The following is a 17,539-nucleotide window of genomic DNA, read 5'->3' as shown; positions in this document are numbered from 1 at the left end:
CACGCTTTTTCACTGGCAGTCCCGAGGGGAGCAATGGAGGCGTACAGAGAATTGCCACTTGAGGGCACCCAAGGCCCGCAAGCGACACCCGGTGCCTGGGCGAGCGTCAAGCGCTTGCTTCGGTGGGTGCGCGAACATTGGCTGTTGCCGATCCTCGCGTTGGCCGCGCTGGTGCGTTTCTACGACCTGACGGCGGCGGCTATCTGGGGCGACGAAGGTTCCAGCCTGCTGATGAGCCAGTTTTCGCTCGGCGGGATCTGGCTGCACGCCGCGTACGATGTCCACCCGCCGCTGTATTTCATGCTGCTGCACGGCTGGGTCGAGCTGTTCGGCGACGGTATATTTTCGATCCGCAGTTTCAGCGCGCTGCCCGGGATCGCCACGGTGTGGCTCGGCGTCTGGCTGATGGACTTGCTCGCCACCCGGCGTGCCGCGCTGCTGGCCGGTTTGCTGTTGGCGCTGCTGCCAACGGCGGTGCGATACAGCCAGGAAGTGCGGATGTACTCACTGCTGGGCCTGTGGCTGATCGGTGCGACGATTGCGCTGGTCTACTGGATCCGATACCCCCGGCGCACGCGTTATCTGGTGGCGTATGTGCTGCTCATGACAGCGGCGTTCTACACCCATTACTTCACCGCCCTGTGCGTGCTTTGCCATTGGCTGTATCTGGGGGTGATCCGCCTGCAACCAGGTTACCGCTTGCGGCATATTCAACGCCCCGGCTGGTGGCTGGCGAACGTGGCGATTGTGTTGTTGTACTTGCCTTGGGTGCCGAGCCTGATCGATCTGGTCCAGCACATGGATCAGCTCAAGGCCAATGGCGATGTGGGATGGGAGGCACCGGTCACGTTCGGCTCGTTGCCGTCGATGATCTGGTCGTTTCTGATTCAGGACGATGGCGAGAACCTGCCGACCCTGATTTTCAGCACGTTACCTTTGGCGTTGCTGGCCTTGATGTGGGTGGCGCTGGCGCGGGATCGCAGCGTGATTCGGGGCAGTGCGCTGGTGGTGATCTACACCGTTGTGCCGTTGCTGGTAGTGTTTGGGGTGTCGTTTGTCTCGCCGGTGTTCATCGAGCGTTACCTCACTGCCTACGCCCTCGGCCTGCCAATGATTGCCGCACTGGCCATTGATCGTCTGTACTCAGGGGCCCGGGTATTGGCCATGACGGTGCTGGTGTTGTTTGCCGGTGTCGAACTGGTGGGCCTGAATAACAACGCCACGGTCGATAGCAACGACCAGTTCAACGTCATGGTCAATTACGTCAACCAGCACTTCGTTGCCGGTGACCGCATCGTCACCAGCGACATGCTTTGGTACCTCAGCTACGTCTATTACAACCGCACCGACGCCAAGCCGTTGCTGTACACGCCACCGTTATCAGGCGGTGCCTCGAGCCGGCCGAGTGCTTATGGTTTCGGCACGTTGGTGACCCCGGACATTTACCTCGATAGCCTTGGCACCTTGCCCAAAGGCACGGGGCGCGTGTGGTTGATCGGCACTGTCGGTGTGCCGGACGAGTTCGCCCCGTTGCCCGCCGGCTGGCGGAGCGTTGGCCAAACGCAGGCAGGAGGCGCCAATGCGCGCTTATTCGTGATGTATTGAATCCGCAACAAAAATCATCGTTTTCAGATGATTTAGCTTCGATTTGATATCAAAACACTACTGCTGTGCGGCCATTCATAGTCTACGCTCCGTCATACATAAAGGACTGATGATCAGGTGAAGGGATGCAGCAGTACCACTTTATCTCCGGCTTGCCGCGTTCAGGCTCGACCCTGCTTTCTGCAATCCTGTTGCAGAACCCGCGTTTCCACGCCGGCATGACCAGCCCCGTTGGCGCGCTGTTTTCAGGTGTTCTGGAACAGTGCAGCGCCGGCAGTGAGTTTGGCGCGGTGATCGATACCGATCTGCGCCGACGCTTATTGCGCGGTCTGTTCGACTCCTTCTACGCCGACAAGGCCGACAAACCGGTGGTGTTCGACACCAACCGGCTATGGAGTTCGCGCTTGCCGGCCATCAGCGACCTGTTCCCGCAAGCCAAGGTCATTGCCTGTGTGCGCAATGTCGCCTGGGTCATGGACAGCATCGAGCGTTTGTACCGCGCCAACCCCTTTGAAAACACCAAACTGTTCGGCGACGCGATCGAGCGCAACACCGTCTACAGCCGTTGCGAAACCCTGGCCCAGCGCAATCGCCTGGTGGGATTTGCCTGGGCTGCGCTCAAGGAAGCCTATTACGGCGAACACGCCGAGTCGCTGCTGATCGTCGACTACGACCTGCTGACTCAGGCGCCGGATCGGGTGATGCGGCTGGTCTACGACTTCGTCGGCGAACCCTGGTTCGAGCATGACTTTGATCACCTCGCTTACGACGCGCCAGCGTTCGACCAGGCCCTGGGGGTTTCGGGCCTGCACAAGGTCAAGCCGAGGGTCGAACTGCAATCGCGGCGAACGATTTTGCCGCCGGACTTGTTCAAGCAGTACGCAGAATTGTCCTTCTGGCTCGATGGCTCAGCCAGCGCCGCCAATGTCATTCGCATGAAAGCCGATGCCGCGATCAGTTGATCGCGGCATTTTCATTTTCGCGTCACGAAAGTTCGAGTCCGGGTGAGCAGCATGTGGTGGAGCAAAGGCAAGTCGCGGGTTACCGAAGGTGCACGGGCGCTGGTCTCGCCCATGATCATGTCCCTGGAGCCGCGGATGTTGTTCGACGGCGCGGTCGCGGCCACCGTGGCGGATGCCGCCCAGCCTGAAAGCCATCCCACGGCCGACGCGGCGAAAGCGCCGGCGAATGATCAGCCGGTCGCCAGCCAAGACACCCACGGCCAGGCCGATGCCACGCCGGCTTCAACACCTGTTGCCGTACCGGGGCAGAGCGTGGTGTTCGTCGATTCCCGGGTCAAGGACGCCGACAGCCTGCTCAAGGGCGTGGCACCCGGCACTCAAGTGGTTCAGCTGGACGCGAGTCGGGACGGTCTGCAACAGATTGCCGATTATCTGGATACCCATCAGGGCATCAGTTCCGTGCAAATCATTGCTCACGGCAACGCGGGCGACCTGTGGCTGGGCGACAGCTATCTGTCGGCCGACAACGTCGCGGCCCGCAGTGCGGTGCTGGCGGAAATCGGCAAGGACATGAATGCCGGCGGCGACATCATGATCTACGGCTGCTACACCGCCGAAGGTGAGCGAGGCTTGAGTTTTGTCGATTCCCTCGCGCAGCTGACCGGCCGTGATGTAGCCGCTTCCAGCAACCGCACCGGGATTGGCGGCGACTGGGACCTGGAAATTGTCACCGGCAACATCGAAAGCGCCAACGTGCTGTCGACCACGGCCATGAGTGAATATCAGTGGGGCCTGGCGACCTGGACTGCTACCAACAACGGCAACACCGGTATCGGCTCGTTGCGTGCCGCCATCGCTTCGGCGCAGAACGGCGATATCGTCACCTTCAACGCCAGCATGACGGTGCAGCTGACGTCCGAACTGCTGATCAGCCAGAACATCACCGTCGATGGCGACTTGAACAACGACGGCGTGGCTGACGTAATTCTCGACGGTCAGTACCGGACGCGGGTGATTGAAATTGCCGCGGGCAGAACCGTGACCCTTGATGGCCTGGTGATTACCCGTGGCCTGGTGGCGGGAACGGGCGGCAACGGGGGCTACGGTGCCTCAGGGGCAATGGCCGGGGGGATTTTCAACGCCGGCATCCTGACCCTTAACAACGTCAGCGTGACCTCCAATGCCGCTTCCGGCGGCGGTGGCGGCGGCGGTGTCACGGGTGCTTTTTACGGCGGTGGCGGTGGTGGTGGCGGCGGTTTGGGCGGTCAGAACGGTGGGCATGGTGGCTCGGCCGGGCCGGGCACCGGCACGTTGGGCGGACAGGCTGGCAGCGCCAATGCCGGCGGCTACGGTGGCGGTTATGACGCGACCCACATGGGCGGTCGCGGTGGCACCAATACTGGCGGCGCGGGCGGGCTGGGCGTGTCCTATTACAGTAACGGCGGTAACGGCTCGACGGCCACCAATGGCACGATTTCCATTGGCGGCGGGGGCGGTGGCGCCGGTTGGGACAAAGTCGGTGGCGCTGGCGGCAACGCGGCGGGCGGGATCTACAACGCAAGCAGCGGCACCATTACCATCATCGGCACTTCGACCATCAGCAACAACATCGGCGCCGGTGGTGGCGGTGGCGGTGGCGGTGGCCAAGGCAGCAATGCCAGCAATGGCGGCATCGGCGGTCGGGGCGTCGGCGCGATCTGGAACAAAGGCACGCTGCTGATCACGGCCTCCAACTTCGCGGCCCTGGCTGGTAATGCCGCGGCCAGTGGAGCAGGCGGTACCGCGCAGGGTGGAGGTACAACCGGCACTTCGCCGACCTCCGTCGCGACTATCTTCAACGACGGAGGTGTACTCAACACCGCGTATGCGCCGCCGCCGACCGCAACCATTGTGGTCGCTGACACCACTCTGAGCATCGGCGAAACGTCCTTGGTGACGATCACCTTTTCCGAGGCTGTGACCGGTTTCACCAACGCCGACCTGACCATTGCAAATGGCACCCTGAGCGCCGTCAGCAGCGCCGATGGCGGCATCACCTGGACGGCCACCTTCACGCCGACCGCAAGCATTTCCGATACGACCAACCTCATCACCCTGGACAACACCGGGGTGAACAACGGCCTGGGCACGGCCGGCGTCGGTACCACGAACTCCAATAACTACGTGGTCGACACCTTGCGCCCCACCGTCGGCATCGTGTTTACCGACACCGCGCTGAAGGTCGGCGAAACGTCGCTGGTGACCTTCACCTTCAGCGAGGCCGTGACAGGTTTCACCAACGCGGACCTGACGATTGCCAACGGCACCTTGTCGGCCGTGAGCAGCAGCGATGGCGGCATCACCTGGACGGGCACCTTCACGCCAACCGCCAGCATCACTGACGCGACCAACCTGATCACCCTCGATAACACCGGGGTCAGCGACCTGGTCGGCAACGCCGGCAGCGGCACCACCGATTCCAACAATTACGCCATCGATACCGTGCGCCCGACCGCGACCATCGTGGTGGCCGACACGGCACTGAAAATCGGCGAAACCTCGCTGGTGACCATCACCTTCAGCGAAGCCGTCAGCGGTTTCACCAACGCCGACCTGACCCTCGCCAACGGCACCCTGAGCGCGGTGAGCAGCAGCGACGGCGGCATCACCTGGACGGCGACCTTCACACCGACTGCCAGCGTCAATGACACAACCAACCTGATCACCCTGAACAACACAGGGGTCAGCGACCTGGCGGGCAACGCCGGCAGCGGCACCACCGATTCCAACAACTACGCCATCGATACATTGCGTCCAACGGCAACCATCGTGGTGGCGGACACCGCACTGAGAATCGGTGAGACCTCGCTGGTGACCATCACTTTCTCCGAGGCGGTGAGCGGTTTCACCAACGCCGACCTGACTATCGCCAACGGCACATTGACGGCCGTGAGCAGCAGCGACGGCGGAATTACCTGGACGGCGACCTTCACGCCGACCGCCAGCATCAACGACACAACCAACCTGATCACCCTGAACAACACCGGGGTCAGCGACCTGGCGGGCAACGCCGGCAGCGGCACTACCGATTCGAACAACTACGCCATCGACACCGTGCGGCCAACGGCAACCATCGTGGTGGCGGACACCGCATTGAGAATCGGCGAAACCTCGCTGGTCACCATCACCTTCTCTGAGGCGGTCAGCGGCTTCACCAACGCCGACCTGACGATTGCCAACGGCACGTTGACGGCCGTGAGCAGCAGCGATGGCGGCATCACCTGGACCGCGACCTTTACCCCGAGCGCCAGCATCAACGACACGACCAACCTGGTCACCCTGAACAACACCGGCATCGCGGATCTGGCGGGCAACGCCGGCAGCGGCACTACCGATTCCAACAACTACGCCATCGACACGGTGCGTCCGACGGCCACGATTGTGCTGACCGATACCACCCTGACCGCGGGCGAAACCTCGCTGGTGACCATCACCTTCTCCGAGGCCGTCAGTGGTTTCACCAACGCTGACCTGACGATTGCCAATGGCACGTTGACGGCTGTGAGCAGCAGCGACGGTGGCATCACCTGGACAGCGACCTTCACGCCTACCGTTGGCGTGAATGACCTGACCAACGTCATCACCTTGGCCAATACCGGCGTGGCCGACCTTGCCGGTAACACCGGCAGCGGCACCACCAATTCCGGCAATTACACGATCGATACCGTGCTGCCGACCGCCACCATCGTGGTCGCCGACAATGCGCTGAAAATCGGCGAAACCTCGCTGGTGACCATCACCTTCTCCGAGGCGGTGACCGGTTTCAGCAACGCCGACCTGACGATTGCCAACGGCACGTTGAGCGCGGTGAGCAGCAGTGACGGCGGGATCACCTGGACGGCGACTTTCACGCCGACCACCACCATTACCGATGCCACCAACCTGATCACGCTGGACAACAGCGGTGTGCAAAACGGTTCGGGCAATGCCGGCAGCGGCACCACCAACTCCAACAACTACGCCATCGATACCGTGCGCCCGACGGCAACCATCGTGGTGGCGGACACTGCACTGAGCATCGGCGAAACCTCGCTGGTCACGATTACCTTCTCGGAAGCGGTCAGCGGTTTCACCAACGCCGACCTGACCCTTGCCAACGGCACGTTGACGGCCGTGAGCAGCAGCGATGGCGGCATCACCTGGACGGCGACCTTCACCCCGAGTGCCAGCGTCAATGACACGACTAACCTGATCACCCTGGACAACACCGGGATCGCGGATCTGGCGGGCAACGCCGGCAGCGGCACCACCGATTCCAACAACTACGCCATCGATACGCTCCGCCCTACCGCGACCATCGTCCTGGCAGACCCGACCCTGAGTGCCGGCGAAACTTCGCTGGTGACGATTACGTTCTCCGAGGCAGTCAGTGGTTTCACTAACGCTGACCTGACGATTGCCAACGGCACGTTGACGGCCGTGAGCAGCAGCGACGGCGGCATCACCTGGACTGCGACCTTCACGCCTACCGTTGGCGTGAATGACCTGACCAACGTCATCACCCTGGCCAATACCGGCGTGGCCGACCTTGCCGGCAACACCGGCAGCGGCACCACCAACTCCGGCAATTACACGATCGATACCGTGCTGCCGACGGCGACTATCGTGGTCGCCGACAATGCGCTGAGAATCGGCGAAACCTCGCTGGTGACCATCACCTTCTCCGAAGCGGTGACCGGTTTCAGCAACGCCGACCTAACCATCGCGAACGGCACGCTCAGCGCGGTGAGCAGCAGTGACGGCGGCATCACCTGGACGGCCACATTCACGCCGACCACCACCATTACCGATGCCACCAACCTGATCACGCTGGACAACAGCGGAGTGCAAAACGGTTCGGGCAATGCCGGCAGCGGCACCACCAACTCCAACAACTACGCCATCGATACCGTGCGCCCGACGGCCACCATCGTGGTGGCGGACACTGCACTGAGCATCGGCGAAACCTCGCTGGTCACCATCACCTTCTCTGAGGCGGTCAGCGGCTTCACCAACGCCGACCTGACGATTGCCAACGGCACGTTGACGGCCGTGAGCAGCAGCGATGGCGGCATCACCTGGACCGCGACCTTTACCCCGAGCGCCAGCATCAACGACACGACCAACCTGGTCACCCTGAACAACACCGGCATCGCGGATCTGGCGGGCAACGCCGGCAGCGGCACCACCGATTCCAACAACTACGCCATCGATACGCTCCGCCCTACCGCGACCATCGTCCTGGCAGACCCGACCCTGAGTGCCGGCGAAACTTCGCTGGTGACGATTACGTTCTCCGAGGCCGTCAGTGGTTTCACCAACGCTGACCTGACGATTGCCAACGGCACGTTAACCGCCGTGAGCAGCAGCGACGGTGGCATCACCTGGACCGCGACCTTCACGCCCACCGTCGGAGTGAATGACCTGACCAACGTCATCACCTTGGCCAATACCGGCGTGGCTGACCTTGCTGGCAATACCGGCAGCGGCACCACCAATTCCGGCAATTACACGATCGATACCGTGCTGCCGACGGCGACTATCGTGGTCGCCGACAACGCCCTGAACATCGGTGAAACCTCCCTGGTGACCATCACCTTCAGCGAAGCCGTGAGCGGTTTCAGCAACGCCGACCTGACGATTGCCAACGGCACGTTGAGCGCAGTGAGCAGCAGCGACGGCGGCATCACCTGGACGGCGACTTTCACGCCGACCACCAGCATCACCGATGCCACCAACCTGATCACGCTGGACAACAGCGGTGTGCAAAATGCCTCGGGCAACGTGGGCAGCGGCACCACTGATTCGAACAACTTCGCCATCGACACCGTGCGCCCGACGGCCACCATCGTGGTGGCGGACACCACGCTGGCGCTGGGCCAAACCTCGTTGGTCACCATCACGTTCAGCGAGGCGGTCAGCGGTTTCTCCAATGCCGACCTGACAATCGCCAACGGCACATTGAGTGCGGTGAGCAGCAGCGACGGCGGCATCACCTGGACGGCAACCTTCACGCCGACCGTCAGCGTCAACGATGCGACTAACCTCATCACGCTGGACAACACCGGCATCGTCGACCAGGCCGGTAACGCGGGCAGCGGCACCACCGACTCCAACAACTACGTGATCGACAGCCTGCGCCCGACCGCCACCATCGTCTTGAGTGATACGACTCTGAAACCGGGCGAAACCGCGCTGGTGACCATCACTTTCTCCGAGGCCGTCAACGGATTCGACAACAGTGATCTGAGCATTGCCAACGGCACGTTGAGCGTCGTCAGCAGCAGCGATGGCGGGATCACCTGGACCGCGACTTTCACCCCGACCCTCGGCGTGACCGATGCGACCAACCTCATCACCCTGAACAACACCGGCATCGCAGACCAGGCCGGTAACGCCGGTACGGGCACCACCAACTCCGCCAACTACGTGGTGGAAACCCAAGTGCCGACCGCGACCATCGTGATCGCCGACAACGCCCTCAAGGCCGGCGAAACTTCAGGCGTGACCATCACCTTCAGCGAAGCGGTGAGTGGTTTCAGCAACGCTGACCTGACCATCGCCAACGGCACGCTGAGCAATGTCTCGTCCAGCGACGGCGGCGTCACCTGGACGGCGACCTTCACGCCAACGGTCGACGTGACGGACAGCAGCAACCTGATCAGCCTCGACAACAGCGGTGTGATCAATGCGTCAGGCAACAGCGGCGTGGGCGTGACCGATTCCAATAATTACGCCGTCGACACGGCGCGGCCGACCGCCACCATCGTGGTCGCGGACAATCGCCTCGGTATCGGCGAGACCACCACGGTGACCATCACCTTCAGCGAAACGGTGTCCGGTTTCGACTTGTCGGACCTCAGCGTGGCCAACGGTGTGCTGTCCAACCTGGCCAGCAGCGACGGCGGCGTGACCTGGACCGCGACCCTGACGCCGACGGCGAACATCAACGACACCACCAACCTGATCCTGCTCGACACCGGCAACGTGGCTGACGCGGCAGGCAATGCCGGTGCCGCGATTGCCATTTCCAACAACTACGCCCTCGATGCCACGCGCCCGACCGCCACCATCGTGGTCGCCAATTCGCATTTGGGCATTGGCCAGACCACGCTCGTGACCTTCACCTTCAGCGAGGTGGTCAGCGACTTCGACTTGTCGGATTTGAGCGTGACCAACGGCGAGTTGAGCAACCTGGCCAGCAGTGACGGCGGCAAGACCTGGACCGCGACCTTCACGCCCACAGCAAATATGTCCGACCCGAGCAACTTCATCGCCCTCGACACCAGCAATGTCGCCGACCTGGCAGGCAACATCGGCAGCAGCTTCGCCGTGTCCAACAATTACGCCATCGACGGTGAACGGCCGACCGTCACCGTCGTGGTCGCCAACCCCAACATTGGCGTCGGACAGACGTCGCTGGTGACAATCACGTTCAACGAAGCAGTGAGCGGTTTCGACCTGTCCGACATCAATGTGGCCAACGGCACGTTGTCCGACCTGTCCAGCAGCGACGGCGGCACAACCTGGACCGCGATGCTGACGCCTACCAACAATGTCAGCAACGGCAGCAACGTGATCAGCCTGAACATCGCGGGCGTCAGTGACGGTTCGGGCAATGCCGGCAGCGGCGCCAGCCAGTCGAATAACTTCGCGATCAACACCGTATCGACCCCAAGTGTGTTGGTGCCGGTCGATCCGGTGATCCCCGTCTCGCAACCCGTAACCGTTGCTGAGCAACCGAACGCGCCGCTGCAACCGATCATTTTCGCCGCGCCAACGGGCGCGCTGGGCTCGCCGCTGACCTTTACCCCGCTGTTCGAAGACCGGGTGATCGGCAACGGCATCCGGCCGCTGGGGGACATTTTCATCAACCGTGGCGCGCTGACCCGCAGCTTCATCGCCCAGGTATTCAGCAGCAGCGACAGTGGCGGCGATGGGTCAGGTCACGGTTTCCTTGGCTTTGGGGGTGGCGATGGCGGGGTATTCAGCACCAGTACGCTGTCGAGTCTGTTCAATCAGGACACCAGCAGTGAACGCGACTCACTGAACTCGTTCGGCAGTCATTCCATCAGGGGCGGGGATGTTTCCCAAGGACTGCGCGGCGTGTTTGGCGCGCTGACGCTGAACCAGCAATTGCAACAACTCAAAGACACCGAGCAACGGCAGGTCGACAGCCTGGCCGCAGCGTTGAAGCAGGTCGGCATCAGCGAAATGCAGGCCTGAAAAAACCATAAAATCAGTGCAGCACTCAGGGGCAGTCAAGGATGAATAGAAGTCACTCGTTGTTGTGCGTCAGCCTGCTGGCGCTTGCGATAAGCGGATGTGCCGTCAAAAGTGAACCGATCGAACGCAGCGTCAGCGAACAGCGTGCCAAGAGCGATCTGCAGAACATGTACACCGGCCAGGAGCCGCTCAGTGGTCCGCTGACCTTGCACCAGGCCATGGCCCGTGCGGTGAAGTACAACCTTGAAGGCCGGCTCAAGATCATGGAAGAGGCATTGGCCAAGCGCCAACTCGACCTCGCCAGTTTCGACATGCTGCCGCGCATGGCCCTGGATGCGGGCTACGTCGGGCGTAGCAACGTTGGCGCCTCCAGCAGCCAGAGCGTACTGACCGGCACCCAGTCTTTGGAACCGTCGACCTCCCAGGACCGCGACCGCCGAGTGGCCGACCTGACCATGGTGTGGAATGTCCTCGACTTCGGCGTCAGCTACATCAGTGCCAAACAGCAGGGCGACCAGCGCCTGATCGTTCAGGAACGTCGGCGCAAGGTCATCAACACCATCGTCCAGGACGTGCGCTCGGCCTATTGGCGAGCGGTGGCTGCCGAACGTTTGCTCACGCAGATCGACAGCCTGATGGCGCGGGTCGATACGGCACGCGGCAACAGCCAAAGCATGAGCACCCAACGCATCGGCGATCCGATCCAGGCGCTGGGTTACCAGCGTTCGCTGATCGAGGCGACCCGCCAGTTGCAAGAGCAACGCCGGGCGCTGTCCCTGGCCAAAACCGAACTGGCGACCCTGATCAACCTGCCGATGGGCACCGATCTGAAATTGGCGACCCCGGACGACTACTCGATTCCGCAGTTGAAGGTCGGCATGGCCAGCCTGGAGCATGAAGCCCTGGCCAGCCGTCCGGAGCTGCGCGAACAGGATTACCAGACCCGCATCAGCACTGCCGAAACCCGTAAAGCCATGCTGCGGCTGTTGCCGGGGCTGGAGTTTTCGGCAGGTGGGCATTACGACAGCAACTCGTTTCTGGTCAATGACAAGTGGGCCGACTACGGTGTGAAGCTGACCTGGAACCTGTTTAACGTGATTTCCGCACCGGCCGCGATCAACGTGGCCAAGGCCGGCGAAGAGGTCGCCAAGGCACGGCGCCAGGCCATGTCCATCGCGGTGCTGGCCCAGCTCTATGTGGCGAACGCCAACTACCAGGAAGCGCTGAATCAGTTCCAGACCAACCAGGAACTCTCGAGCATCGACGGGGAGATTCTGGGGCAATTGCGCAACCGTCATCAGGCGGCGGGACTTGGTGAACTGGACCTGATCCAGGGTGAACTGAACACGTTGCAGGCGGATTTGCGCCGGGACCTGTCCTATGCCGATCTGCGTAACGCCTACGGCCAGATCTTCGCCAGCGCCGGCCTCGACCCGATGCCGGACGAGGTGCAATCCACCGAAGTCCAATCCATCGCCACCGCCTTAGCCAACCGCGAAGCGGCGTGGGCGTCGGGCAATATCAGTGTGCCGGTGACCCATGCTCCGGTCCAATAACCTGCTGGCGCCGACCGCGAGCATCAATCGCGAACAACGGGAGACCCGCAATGGTCATCACGGCACCGCGATCCTGCTGACCGGTTTGCCGGCGGCGGGTAAATCGACGCTGGCCCAGGCCCTGCACGCTGAGTTGTTCGAGCGCGGCGTGCAGAGCGTGGTGCTCGATGGCGACGGCTTGCGGGTCGGGCTCAATCGTGACCTGGGCTTTTCCGACAGCGATCGTCTGGAGAACATCCGCCGCGCCAGCGAACTCGCGGCGCTGTTGGTGGAGAACGGGCAGATCGTCATCCTCGCGATGATCGCGCCGCTGGTGGAGTTGCGTGAGGTGTTCGCTCGCCGTCTGGGTGAGGATTATCGCGAAGTCTGGTGCAGCGCTTCGTTGGCGGTGTGCGAGCAGCGTGATCCCAAAGGTCATTATGCGCGGGCGCGTCGTGGTGACCTGGCGGGATTTACCGGGATTTCCGCGCCCTATGAACCGCCGCCGTCCGCCTCCCTGGTGCTCGACACCGGCGTGCAGTCAGTCGAAGCCTGCCTCGACCGCTTGCTGACCTGGCTCGGCGAGTGTGCGGTGCTGCCGAAACGATGAGCCGACCGGTATTTTCCCGCTTGCCGGTGGCGGTGGATTTGCCGCTGTTGTTGCAGGCGCTGGCGGCGATTGGCGAGGACGCGTGGCATGCGCATTTCAACAGCGATTACTACGCCGGGGACTGGAGTGGTGTGGCGCTGGTGTCGGCGGCGGATGCCCTGACGGAACTGTCCCCGGGGCGTGGCGAATCGCTGTTGCGTGCGCCGTGGTTGAGGGATCCGCGATGGCAGCAGGGCTTGCGGGATCTGCCGGTGGAGATCGTGTCGGCGCGCCTGTTGCGACTGGGGCCGGGCGGGCAGATTCATGAGCATCGTGACTACGATCTTGGCGGACCAGCCGCCGATCTGCGCCTGCACATTCCGCTACTCAGCCCGCCGAAAGTGGACTTCATGCTGGACGGTCAACGCATGCCGATGACGGCAGGCGAGTGCTGGTTCCTCGACCTGTCGCGACCGCACCGTGTGGACAATCGGGATACTCAGGCGCGGGTTCATTTGGTGCTCGATTGCCGGCCGGGTGACTGGCTGGAGCAGGCGATTGTCGACGGTGTATCGACCACGCCGCAGCCGGGTTCGGGTGACGGCGCCTTGCTGCAATTCCAGAGTCTGGTGGCCAGTGATTTGCAGCTTTCGAAGACCTTGCAGGGCTTGCCGGACACCGAGGTGTTTATCACCCGCACCTTGGAGCTGGCGGCGGAGCGAGGCCTGGAATTTTCTCGGGAAGAACTGCGTGCCGGGATGCGCAGCGGTCGCCGCCGATGGAATGAACAATGGAGCGCCTGAATCTCGAAGGCTGGTTGCCGATTCGGATCTGGCAGCCGGCTGGCGAGTGGCAGGTCGATTGGTGCTGGTTCGGGGACACGCCGTTGCATCAGCCGTTTTTTCGCGATGCCGTGGAAGCTGCGCTGAGGTTACCGTTCAATCAGGCGTTTCGTCGGCAGACGCCGTTGGCTGTTCTCGGCGACTGGCAGGCGCAGAGTCCCGGGTTGGCGCCGAGTGCATTCATTTTTCACGCTTCGCGATGCGGCTCGACTCTGATCAGTCAGATGCTCGCGCAACTCGCCAACCACATCGTCATCAGCGAACCGCCGCCGCTGGATGCGTTGTTGCGCAGTGGTTTGCCAGCCGTCGAACGGTGCGCCGCGATCAAAGGGTTGGTGTCCGCCTATGGTCAGCGTCGGCTCGGAACGGAGCAACGGTTGGTGATCAAGCTCGATGCCTGGAACATCACCGAATTGCCCCTGCTGCGCGAGTGCTTTCCCGACACGCCCTGGTTGTTTGTGTACCGCGATCCGCTGGAAATCGCTGTTTCCCATATACGCCGCCCGGGCATGCACATGGTGCCGGGAATGATCGGGGCGAGTGGGCTGGATGATGAATTGCCGTTCGACAGTCGTGAGGATTTTATTGCGCGACGGTTGGGGCGGTTGCTGGCATCGGGGTTGGCGCAATGCCAGGCGTTTGGTGGGGTGGCGGTGAATTACAGCGAGTTGCCGGGCGCAATGGCGGGGCGGTTGGCTGGGTTTTTCGGGTTGGATGACGTGCAGAGGGAGCAAGTGTTTGCGGCGGTGGGGCGGCATGCCAAACAGCCTTCATCGGTGTTTGTCGGGGACTGTGATGAAAAGCGGCGTGAGGCGTCGACGTTGTTGCATGAGCGGGTGGAGCGTTGGGCGCGGGGGCCTTATGAGGCGCTGGTTGCCAAGTCATGCATTGACAGCACTGACGCCATCGCGAGCAGGCTCACTCCTACAGTTGATCTTCAGTGAACACAAATTATGTGTACGACGCAGATCCAATGTAGGAGCGAGCCTGCTCGGAAATCTCCGGAGGCATTACCAGACGTTGGTGTTTTCGCGGAAGGTCAGGATTTGGACGACAAATCCGCCATCCCCTTGAGCAATTCGATCGGCAGCGGGAAGACGATGGTCGCTGTCTTGTCCCCGGCAATCGAGCTCAGCGTCTGCATGTAGCGCAACTGCATGGCCCCCGGCTGACGCCCCAACATCTCGGCGGCTTGCATGAGTTTTTCCGAGGCCTGCAATTCGCCTTCGGCGTGAATCACCTTGGCCCGGCGTTCCCGCTCGGCTTCGGCCTGTTTGGCGATGGCGCGGACCATCGATTCGTTGAGGTCCACGTGCTTGATCTCGACATTCGCCACCTTGATGCCCCAGGCATCGGTCTGGGCGTCAAGCACTTGCTGGATGTCGATGTTCAGCCGCTCCCGTTCGGCCAGCAGCTCATCGAGTTCATGTTTACCCAGCACCGCCCGCAACGTGGTCTGGGCCAGTTGGCTGGTGGCCATGAGGAAGTCTTCGACCTGGATGATGGCTTTCTGCGGATCGAGCACGCGGAAATACAGCACGGCGTTGACCTTGACCGAGACATTGTCGCGGGTGATCACGTCTTGTGTCGGCACGTCGAGCACCACGGTGCGCAGGTCGACGCGAACCATTTGCTGGACCACCGGAATCAGCAGGATCAGGCCTGGCCCCTTGACTTGCCAGAAGCGCCCGAGCTGGAACACCACCCCGCGCTCGTATTCGCGCAGGATGCGGAAGGTCGACCCCGCCAGCGCGATCAGCAGTAACAGCAGCGCGGCAAAACCCAGTTGCAGGCCCATGGCTATTCTCCCTTCGACGCCGCGTCAGCCGCGGCCACTTTCAGCAGTAATCCCTTGCGTGCCACCACCCGGACCTTTTGCCCCGGTTGCAGCGGCGTGCTGCTGAGCACTTGCCACTGTTCGCCTTGCAGGTGCACCCAGCCGTTACAGGCGTTGTCGGCGTTCAACGAAATCACCGGCGTTACGCTGCCCACAAGTCCGGCATCGCCACTGACGTTGTGCCGCGGTCGGGTTTTCAGGGCGCGGATCAGCAGGAAGATCAACAAAAGCGCACTGATCAGTCCCAGGCCGATCATCAACGGCACCGGCACCTCGGTGTTGGTCAGAATCACCGCGCCGATGACGAACATCACAATGCCGCCGAGCCCGATCACGCCGTAATTGGGCAGCGCCGCCTCGGCGATCAAAAAGGCGATGCCGAACGTGATCAGCCAGATCCCCATGGGGTTGGGGGCCAGCAAGACAATGGTGTCCGACGCGAAGACCGATCCGCTCAAGGCCAACAGCAGCGCAACTGCACAGCAACGAATGTTCACGCGACCCTCCGGGAGAGTCATTGATGGTTCTTTATACAGTCTAGCTGAGCTGTGGGTTGTACGAATTTTGACCAGTTGTTGACCTTGGCCCGGCGGGCGGATTTCACTCCGGAATGCGCCAGCGGGCCTAGACTTTCAGTACGAAGAAAAGTGTTAACCATCGTCCGCCAAACAGTGTTTGCGGACACCGAGGTGCATCATGCGTATGGCAAGAACCCTGCAGAGCAGCCTGGACAAGGCGCACTGCGAATATGACATCGTGTCCCACCCGCACTCGGCCAGCAGCCTTGAAACCGCGCGACTCGCGGGCATTCCTGCCGAACGGGTGGCCAAGTCAGTTATCCTCGACGACCAACACGGGCATTTCCTGATGGCTGTGCTGCCCGCCAGCCGTCATCTGGACCTGAGCAAAGTTCGCAGCAGCGGCGAATGGCAGATCTCCCGGGAAAGCAACCTGCCGCACCTGTTCGATGATTGCGAACGCGGCGCTGTGCCCGCCCTGGGCGAAGCCTATGGCCTGGACGTGGTCATCGACCCGCTACTGACCCGGCAGAAAGACATCTATCTGGAAGCTGGCAACCACACCAATCTGTTGCGCATGGAAATGCCGCAGTTTCTGAAAATGGTGCCGCACGCCGAGGTGCGTGAATTGAGCCAATGAGTTTTGTGGAGTCAGTGACATCGCCTTCGCGGGCAAGCCTCGCTCCTACAGGATCACGCTGTCACCTGTAGGAGCGAGGCTTGCCCGCGAATGACTGCGCAGCAGTCACCCCATCATTTGCCATAAAAAGGAGCCCGACATGGAATCCCCAACCCACAACCTCCCCTCGCTGTTCAAGCAACTCGGCCTGCCGGACGACGCCGAAAGCATCGATAAATTCATCGCCACTCACTCACCGCTCAAGCCCGAATTGCATTTGGCCGATGCGTTTTTCTGGAACGAGAGCCAGGCTCAGTTATTGCGGGAGGAGATTCTGGATGATGCGGATTGGGCGGAGGTGGTGGATCAACTGGATGTGCTGATGAGGAAGGGGCGGGGGGTGTAACCATCTGAGCGCAAGACCTTGTCACAGCTTTTCTGAAAGGTGTTACCTGAGCTGAAGTAGCTTTCATGGCGTTGAGTCCAACCATGAGACCGAGTCATGCAGCGTGTTTTGGCAGAAAGAGTCATCAGCATCTCTGAACTCGCGAAAAACGCAGGAACTATAGTGCGTGAGGCGCAAGACAGGCCTGTGGCGGTGATTGAAAAAAATCAGATCAAGGCCTCTCTGGTTTCGGCAGAGCTTTTCGAAACGATGCTGGTGCGTCTGGGCGATTTCAACCAGGGGTCCGGTTGAATGTCGTAAAACGGTCCGTCCGGCTACAGAATTGTTTCAAAACTTGACCAACTTTCCCCTCCAATGCCATATTGATAGTTAGCAAACTAAC

Annotated in this window: 12 protein-coding genes; 10 read left to right on the top strand and 2 right to left on the bottom strand. The window is 61.7% G+C overall.

Annotated features, from left to right (window positions below; translation table 11 throughout):
- Nucleotides 1–33: 33 nt before the first annotated feature.
- From BLU63_RS09040 to BLU63_RS09010, 7 genes are all read left to right on the top strand, one after another.
- On the top strand, nucleotides 34–1,605 hold the full coding sequence (locus BLU63_RS09040; RefSeq protein ID WP_083375316.1) for a glycosyltransferase family 39 protein: 1,572 nt from the start codon (nucleotides 34–36) through the stop codon (nucleotides 1,603–1,605).
- A 125-nt stretch (nucleotides 1,606–1,730) separates the two neighbouring features.
- Nucleotides 1,731–2,567 (top strand): sulfotransferase family protein, encoded by an 837-nt coding sequence (locus BLU63_RS09035; RefSeq protein WP_083375315.1) that lies wholly within the window; start codon nucleotides 1,731–1,733, stop codon nucleotides 2,565–2,567.
- Nucleotides 2,568–2,618: 51 nt separating this feature from the next.
- Nucleotides 2,619–10,811 carry an Ig-like domain-containing protein gene (locus tag BLU63_RS09030; protein ID WP_083375314.1) on the top strand — a complete coding sequence of 2,731 codons (8,193 nt, stop codon included), beginning with the start codon at nucleotides 2,619–2,621 and terminating at the stop codon, nucleotides 10,809–10,811.
- Between the two features lie 41 nt (nucleotides 10,812–10,852).
- Nucleotides 10,853–12,367: a TolC family protein gene (locus BLU63_RS09025; protein WP_042932453.1), complete on the top strand. Its 1,515-nt coding sequence runs from the start codon at nucleotides 10,853–10,855 to the stop codon at nucleotides 12,365–12,367.
- Nucleotides 12,351–12,956: an adenylyl-sulfate kinase gene (gene cysC, locus BLU63_RS09020; protein WP_010464906.1), complete on the top strand. Its 606-nt coding sequence runs from the start codon at nucleotides 12,351–12,353 to the stop codon at nucleotides 12,954–12,956. The genes BLU63_RS09025 and cysC overlap by 17 nt, the downstream gene beginning before the upstream one ends.
- Nucleotides 12,953–13,738, top strand: coding sequence for an aspartyl/asparaginyl beta-hydroxylase domain-containing protein (locus BLU63_RS09015; protein ID WP_010464905.1), 786 nt, complete (start codon nucleotides 12,953–12,955; stop codon nucleotides 13,736–13,738). Before cysC ends, BLU63_RS09015 begins: the two co-directional genes overlap by 4 nt.
- Entirely contained in the window at nucleotides 13,726–14,721 is a 996-nt protein-coding gene (locus BLU63_RS09010; RefSeq protein ID WP_083375313.1) for a sulfotransferase family protein, read from the top strand. Before BLU63_RS09015 ends, BLU63_RS09010 begins: the two co-directional genes overlap by 13 nt.
- A gap of 95 nt (nucleotides 14,722–14,816) precedes the next feature.
- Here BLU63_RS09010 and BLU63_RS09005 read toward each other — a convergent pair whose 3' ends face one another.
- Together BLU63_RS09005 and BLU63_RS09000 are read right to left on the bottom strand one after the other, a co-directional pair.
- On the bottom strand, nucleotides 14,817–15,575 hold the full coding sequence (locus BLU63_RS09005) for a slipin family protein (protein ID WP_010464903.1): 759 nt from the start codon (nucleotides 15,573–15,575) through the stop codon (nucleotides 14,817–14,819).
- Between the two features lie 2 nt (nucleotides 15,576–15,577).
- The gene (locus tag BLU63_RS09000) at nucleotides 15,578–16,111 is read right to left on the bottom strand and encodes an NfeD family protein (protein WP_083377251.1); all 534 of its coding nucleotides are present in this window, start codon (nucleotides 16,109–16,111) and stop codon (nucleotides 15,578–15,580) included.
- A 199-nt stretch (nucleotides 16,112–16,310) separates the two neighbouring features.
- Here BLU63_RS09000 and BLU63_RS08995 point away from each other — a divergent pair, with 199 nt between their 5' ends.
- The 3 genes from BLU63_RS08995 to BLU63_RS08985 all read left to right on the top strand — a co-directional run bounded on the left by BLU63_RS08995 (nucleotide 16,311) and on the right by BLU63_RS08985 (nucleotide 17,448).
- Nucleotides 16,311–16,772 (top strand): aminoacyl-tRNA deacylase, encoded by a 462-nt coding sequence (locus tag BLU63_RS08995; RefSeq protein WP_010464901.1) that lies wholly within the window; start codon nucleotides 16,311–16,313, stop codon nucleotides 16,770–16,772.
- A gap of 139 nt (nucleotides 16,773–16,911) precedes the next feature.
- Complete coding sequence (locus tag BLU63_RS08990) at nucleotides 16,912–17,157, top strand: DUF2789 domain-containing protein (RefSeq protein ID WP_010464900.1); 246 nt, start codon at nucleotides 16,912–16,914, stop codon at nucleotides 17,155–17,157.
- A gap of 96 nt (nucleotides 17,158–17,253) precedes the next feature.
- Nucleotides 17,254–17,448 carry a type II toxin-antitoxin system Phd/YefM family antitoxin gene (locus BLU63_RS08985; RefSeq protein ID WP_010464899.1) on the top strand — a complete coding sequence of 65 codons (195 nt, stop codon included), beginning with the start codon at nucleotides 17,254–17,256 and terminating at the stop codon, nucleotides 17,446–17,448.
- Nucleotides 17,449–17,539 lie beyond the last annotated feature (91 nt).

Source organism: Pseudomonas mandelii (assembly GCF_900106065.1).
GTDB classification, from domain to species: Bacteria; Pseudomonadota; Gammaproteobacteria; order Pseudomonadales; family Pseudomonadaceae; genus Aquipseudomonas; species Aquipseudomonas mandelii.
The sequence above is the reverse complement of the archived record's forward strand: the minus strand, read 5'-3'. Positions and strand labels throughout refer to the sequence as shown.

What these genes read in the sequence shown, in the direction of transcription:
- BLU63_RS09030 (WP_083375314.1), top strand. Translation starts at nt 2,619, where the DNA reads ATGTGGTGGAGCAAAGGCAAGTCGCGGGTTACCGAAGGTGCACGGGCG.
- BLU63_RS09015 (WP_010464905.1), top strand. Translation starts at nt 12,953, where the DNA reads ATGAGCCGACCGGTATTTTCCCGCTTGCCGGTGGCGGTGGATTTGCCG.
- BLU63_RS09005 (WP_010464903.1), bottom strand. Translation starts at nt 15,575, where the DNA reads ATGGGCCTGCAACTGGGTTTTGCCGCGCTGCTGTTACTGCTGATCGCG.
- BLU63_RS09025 (WP_042932453.1), top strand. Translation starts at nt 10,853, where the DNA reads ATGAATAGAAGTCACTCGTTGTTGTGCGTCAGCCTGCTGGCGCTTGCG.
- BLU63_RS09010 (WP_083375313.1), top strand. Translation starts at nt 13,726, where the DNA reads ATGGAGCGCCTGAATCTCGAAGGCTGGTTGCCGATTCGGATCTGGCAG.
- BLU63_RS08995 (WP_010464901.1), top strand. Translation starts at nt 16,311, where the DNA reads ATGCGTATGGCAAGAACCCTGCAGAGCAGCCTGGACAAGGCGCACTGC.
- BLU63_RS09035 (WP_083375315.1), top strand. Translation starts at nt 1,731, where the DNA reads ATGCAGCAGTACCACTTTATCTCCGGCTTGCCGCGTTCAGGCTCGACC.
- BLU63_RS09040 (WP_083375316.1), top strand. Translation starts at nt 34, where the DNA reads ATGGAGGCGTACAGAGAATTGCCACTTGAGGGCACCCAAGGCCCGCAA.
- BLU63_RS08985 (WP_010464899.1), top strand. Translation starts at nt 17,254, where the DNA reads ATGCAGCGTGTTTTGGCAGAAAGAGTCATCAGCATCTCTGAACTCGCG.
- BLU63_RS08990 (WP_010464900.1), top strand. Translation starts at nt 16,912, where the DNA reads ATGGAATCCCCAACCCACAACCTCCCCTCGCTGTTCAAGCAACTCGGC.
- cysC (WP_010464906.1), top strand. Translation starts at nt 12,351, where the DNA reads ATGCTCCGGTCCAATAACCTGCTGGCGCCGACCGCGAGCATCAATCGC.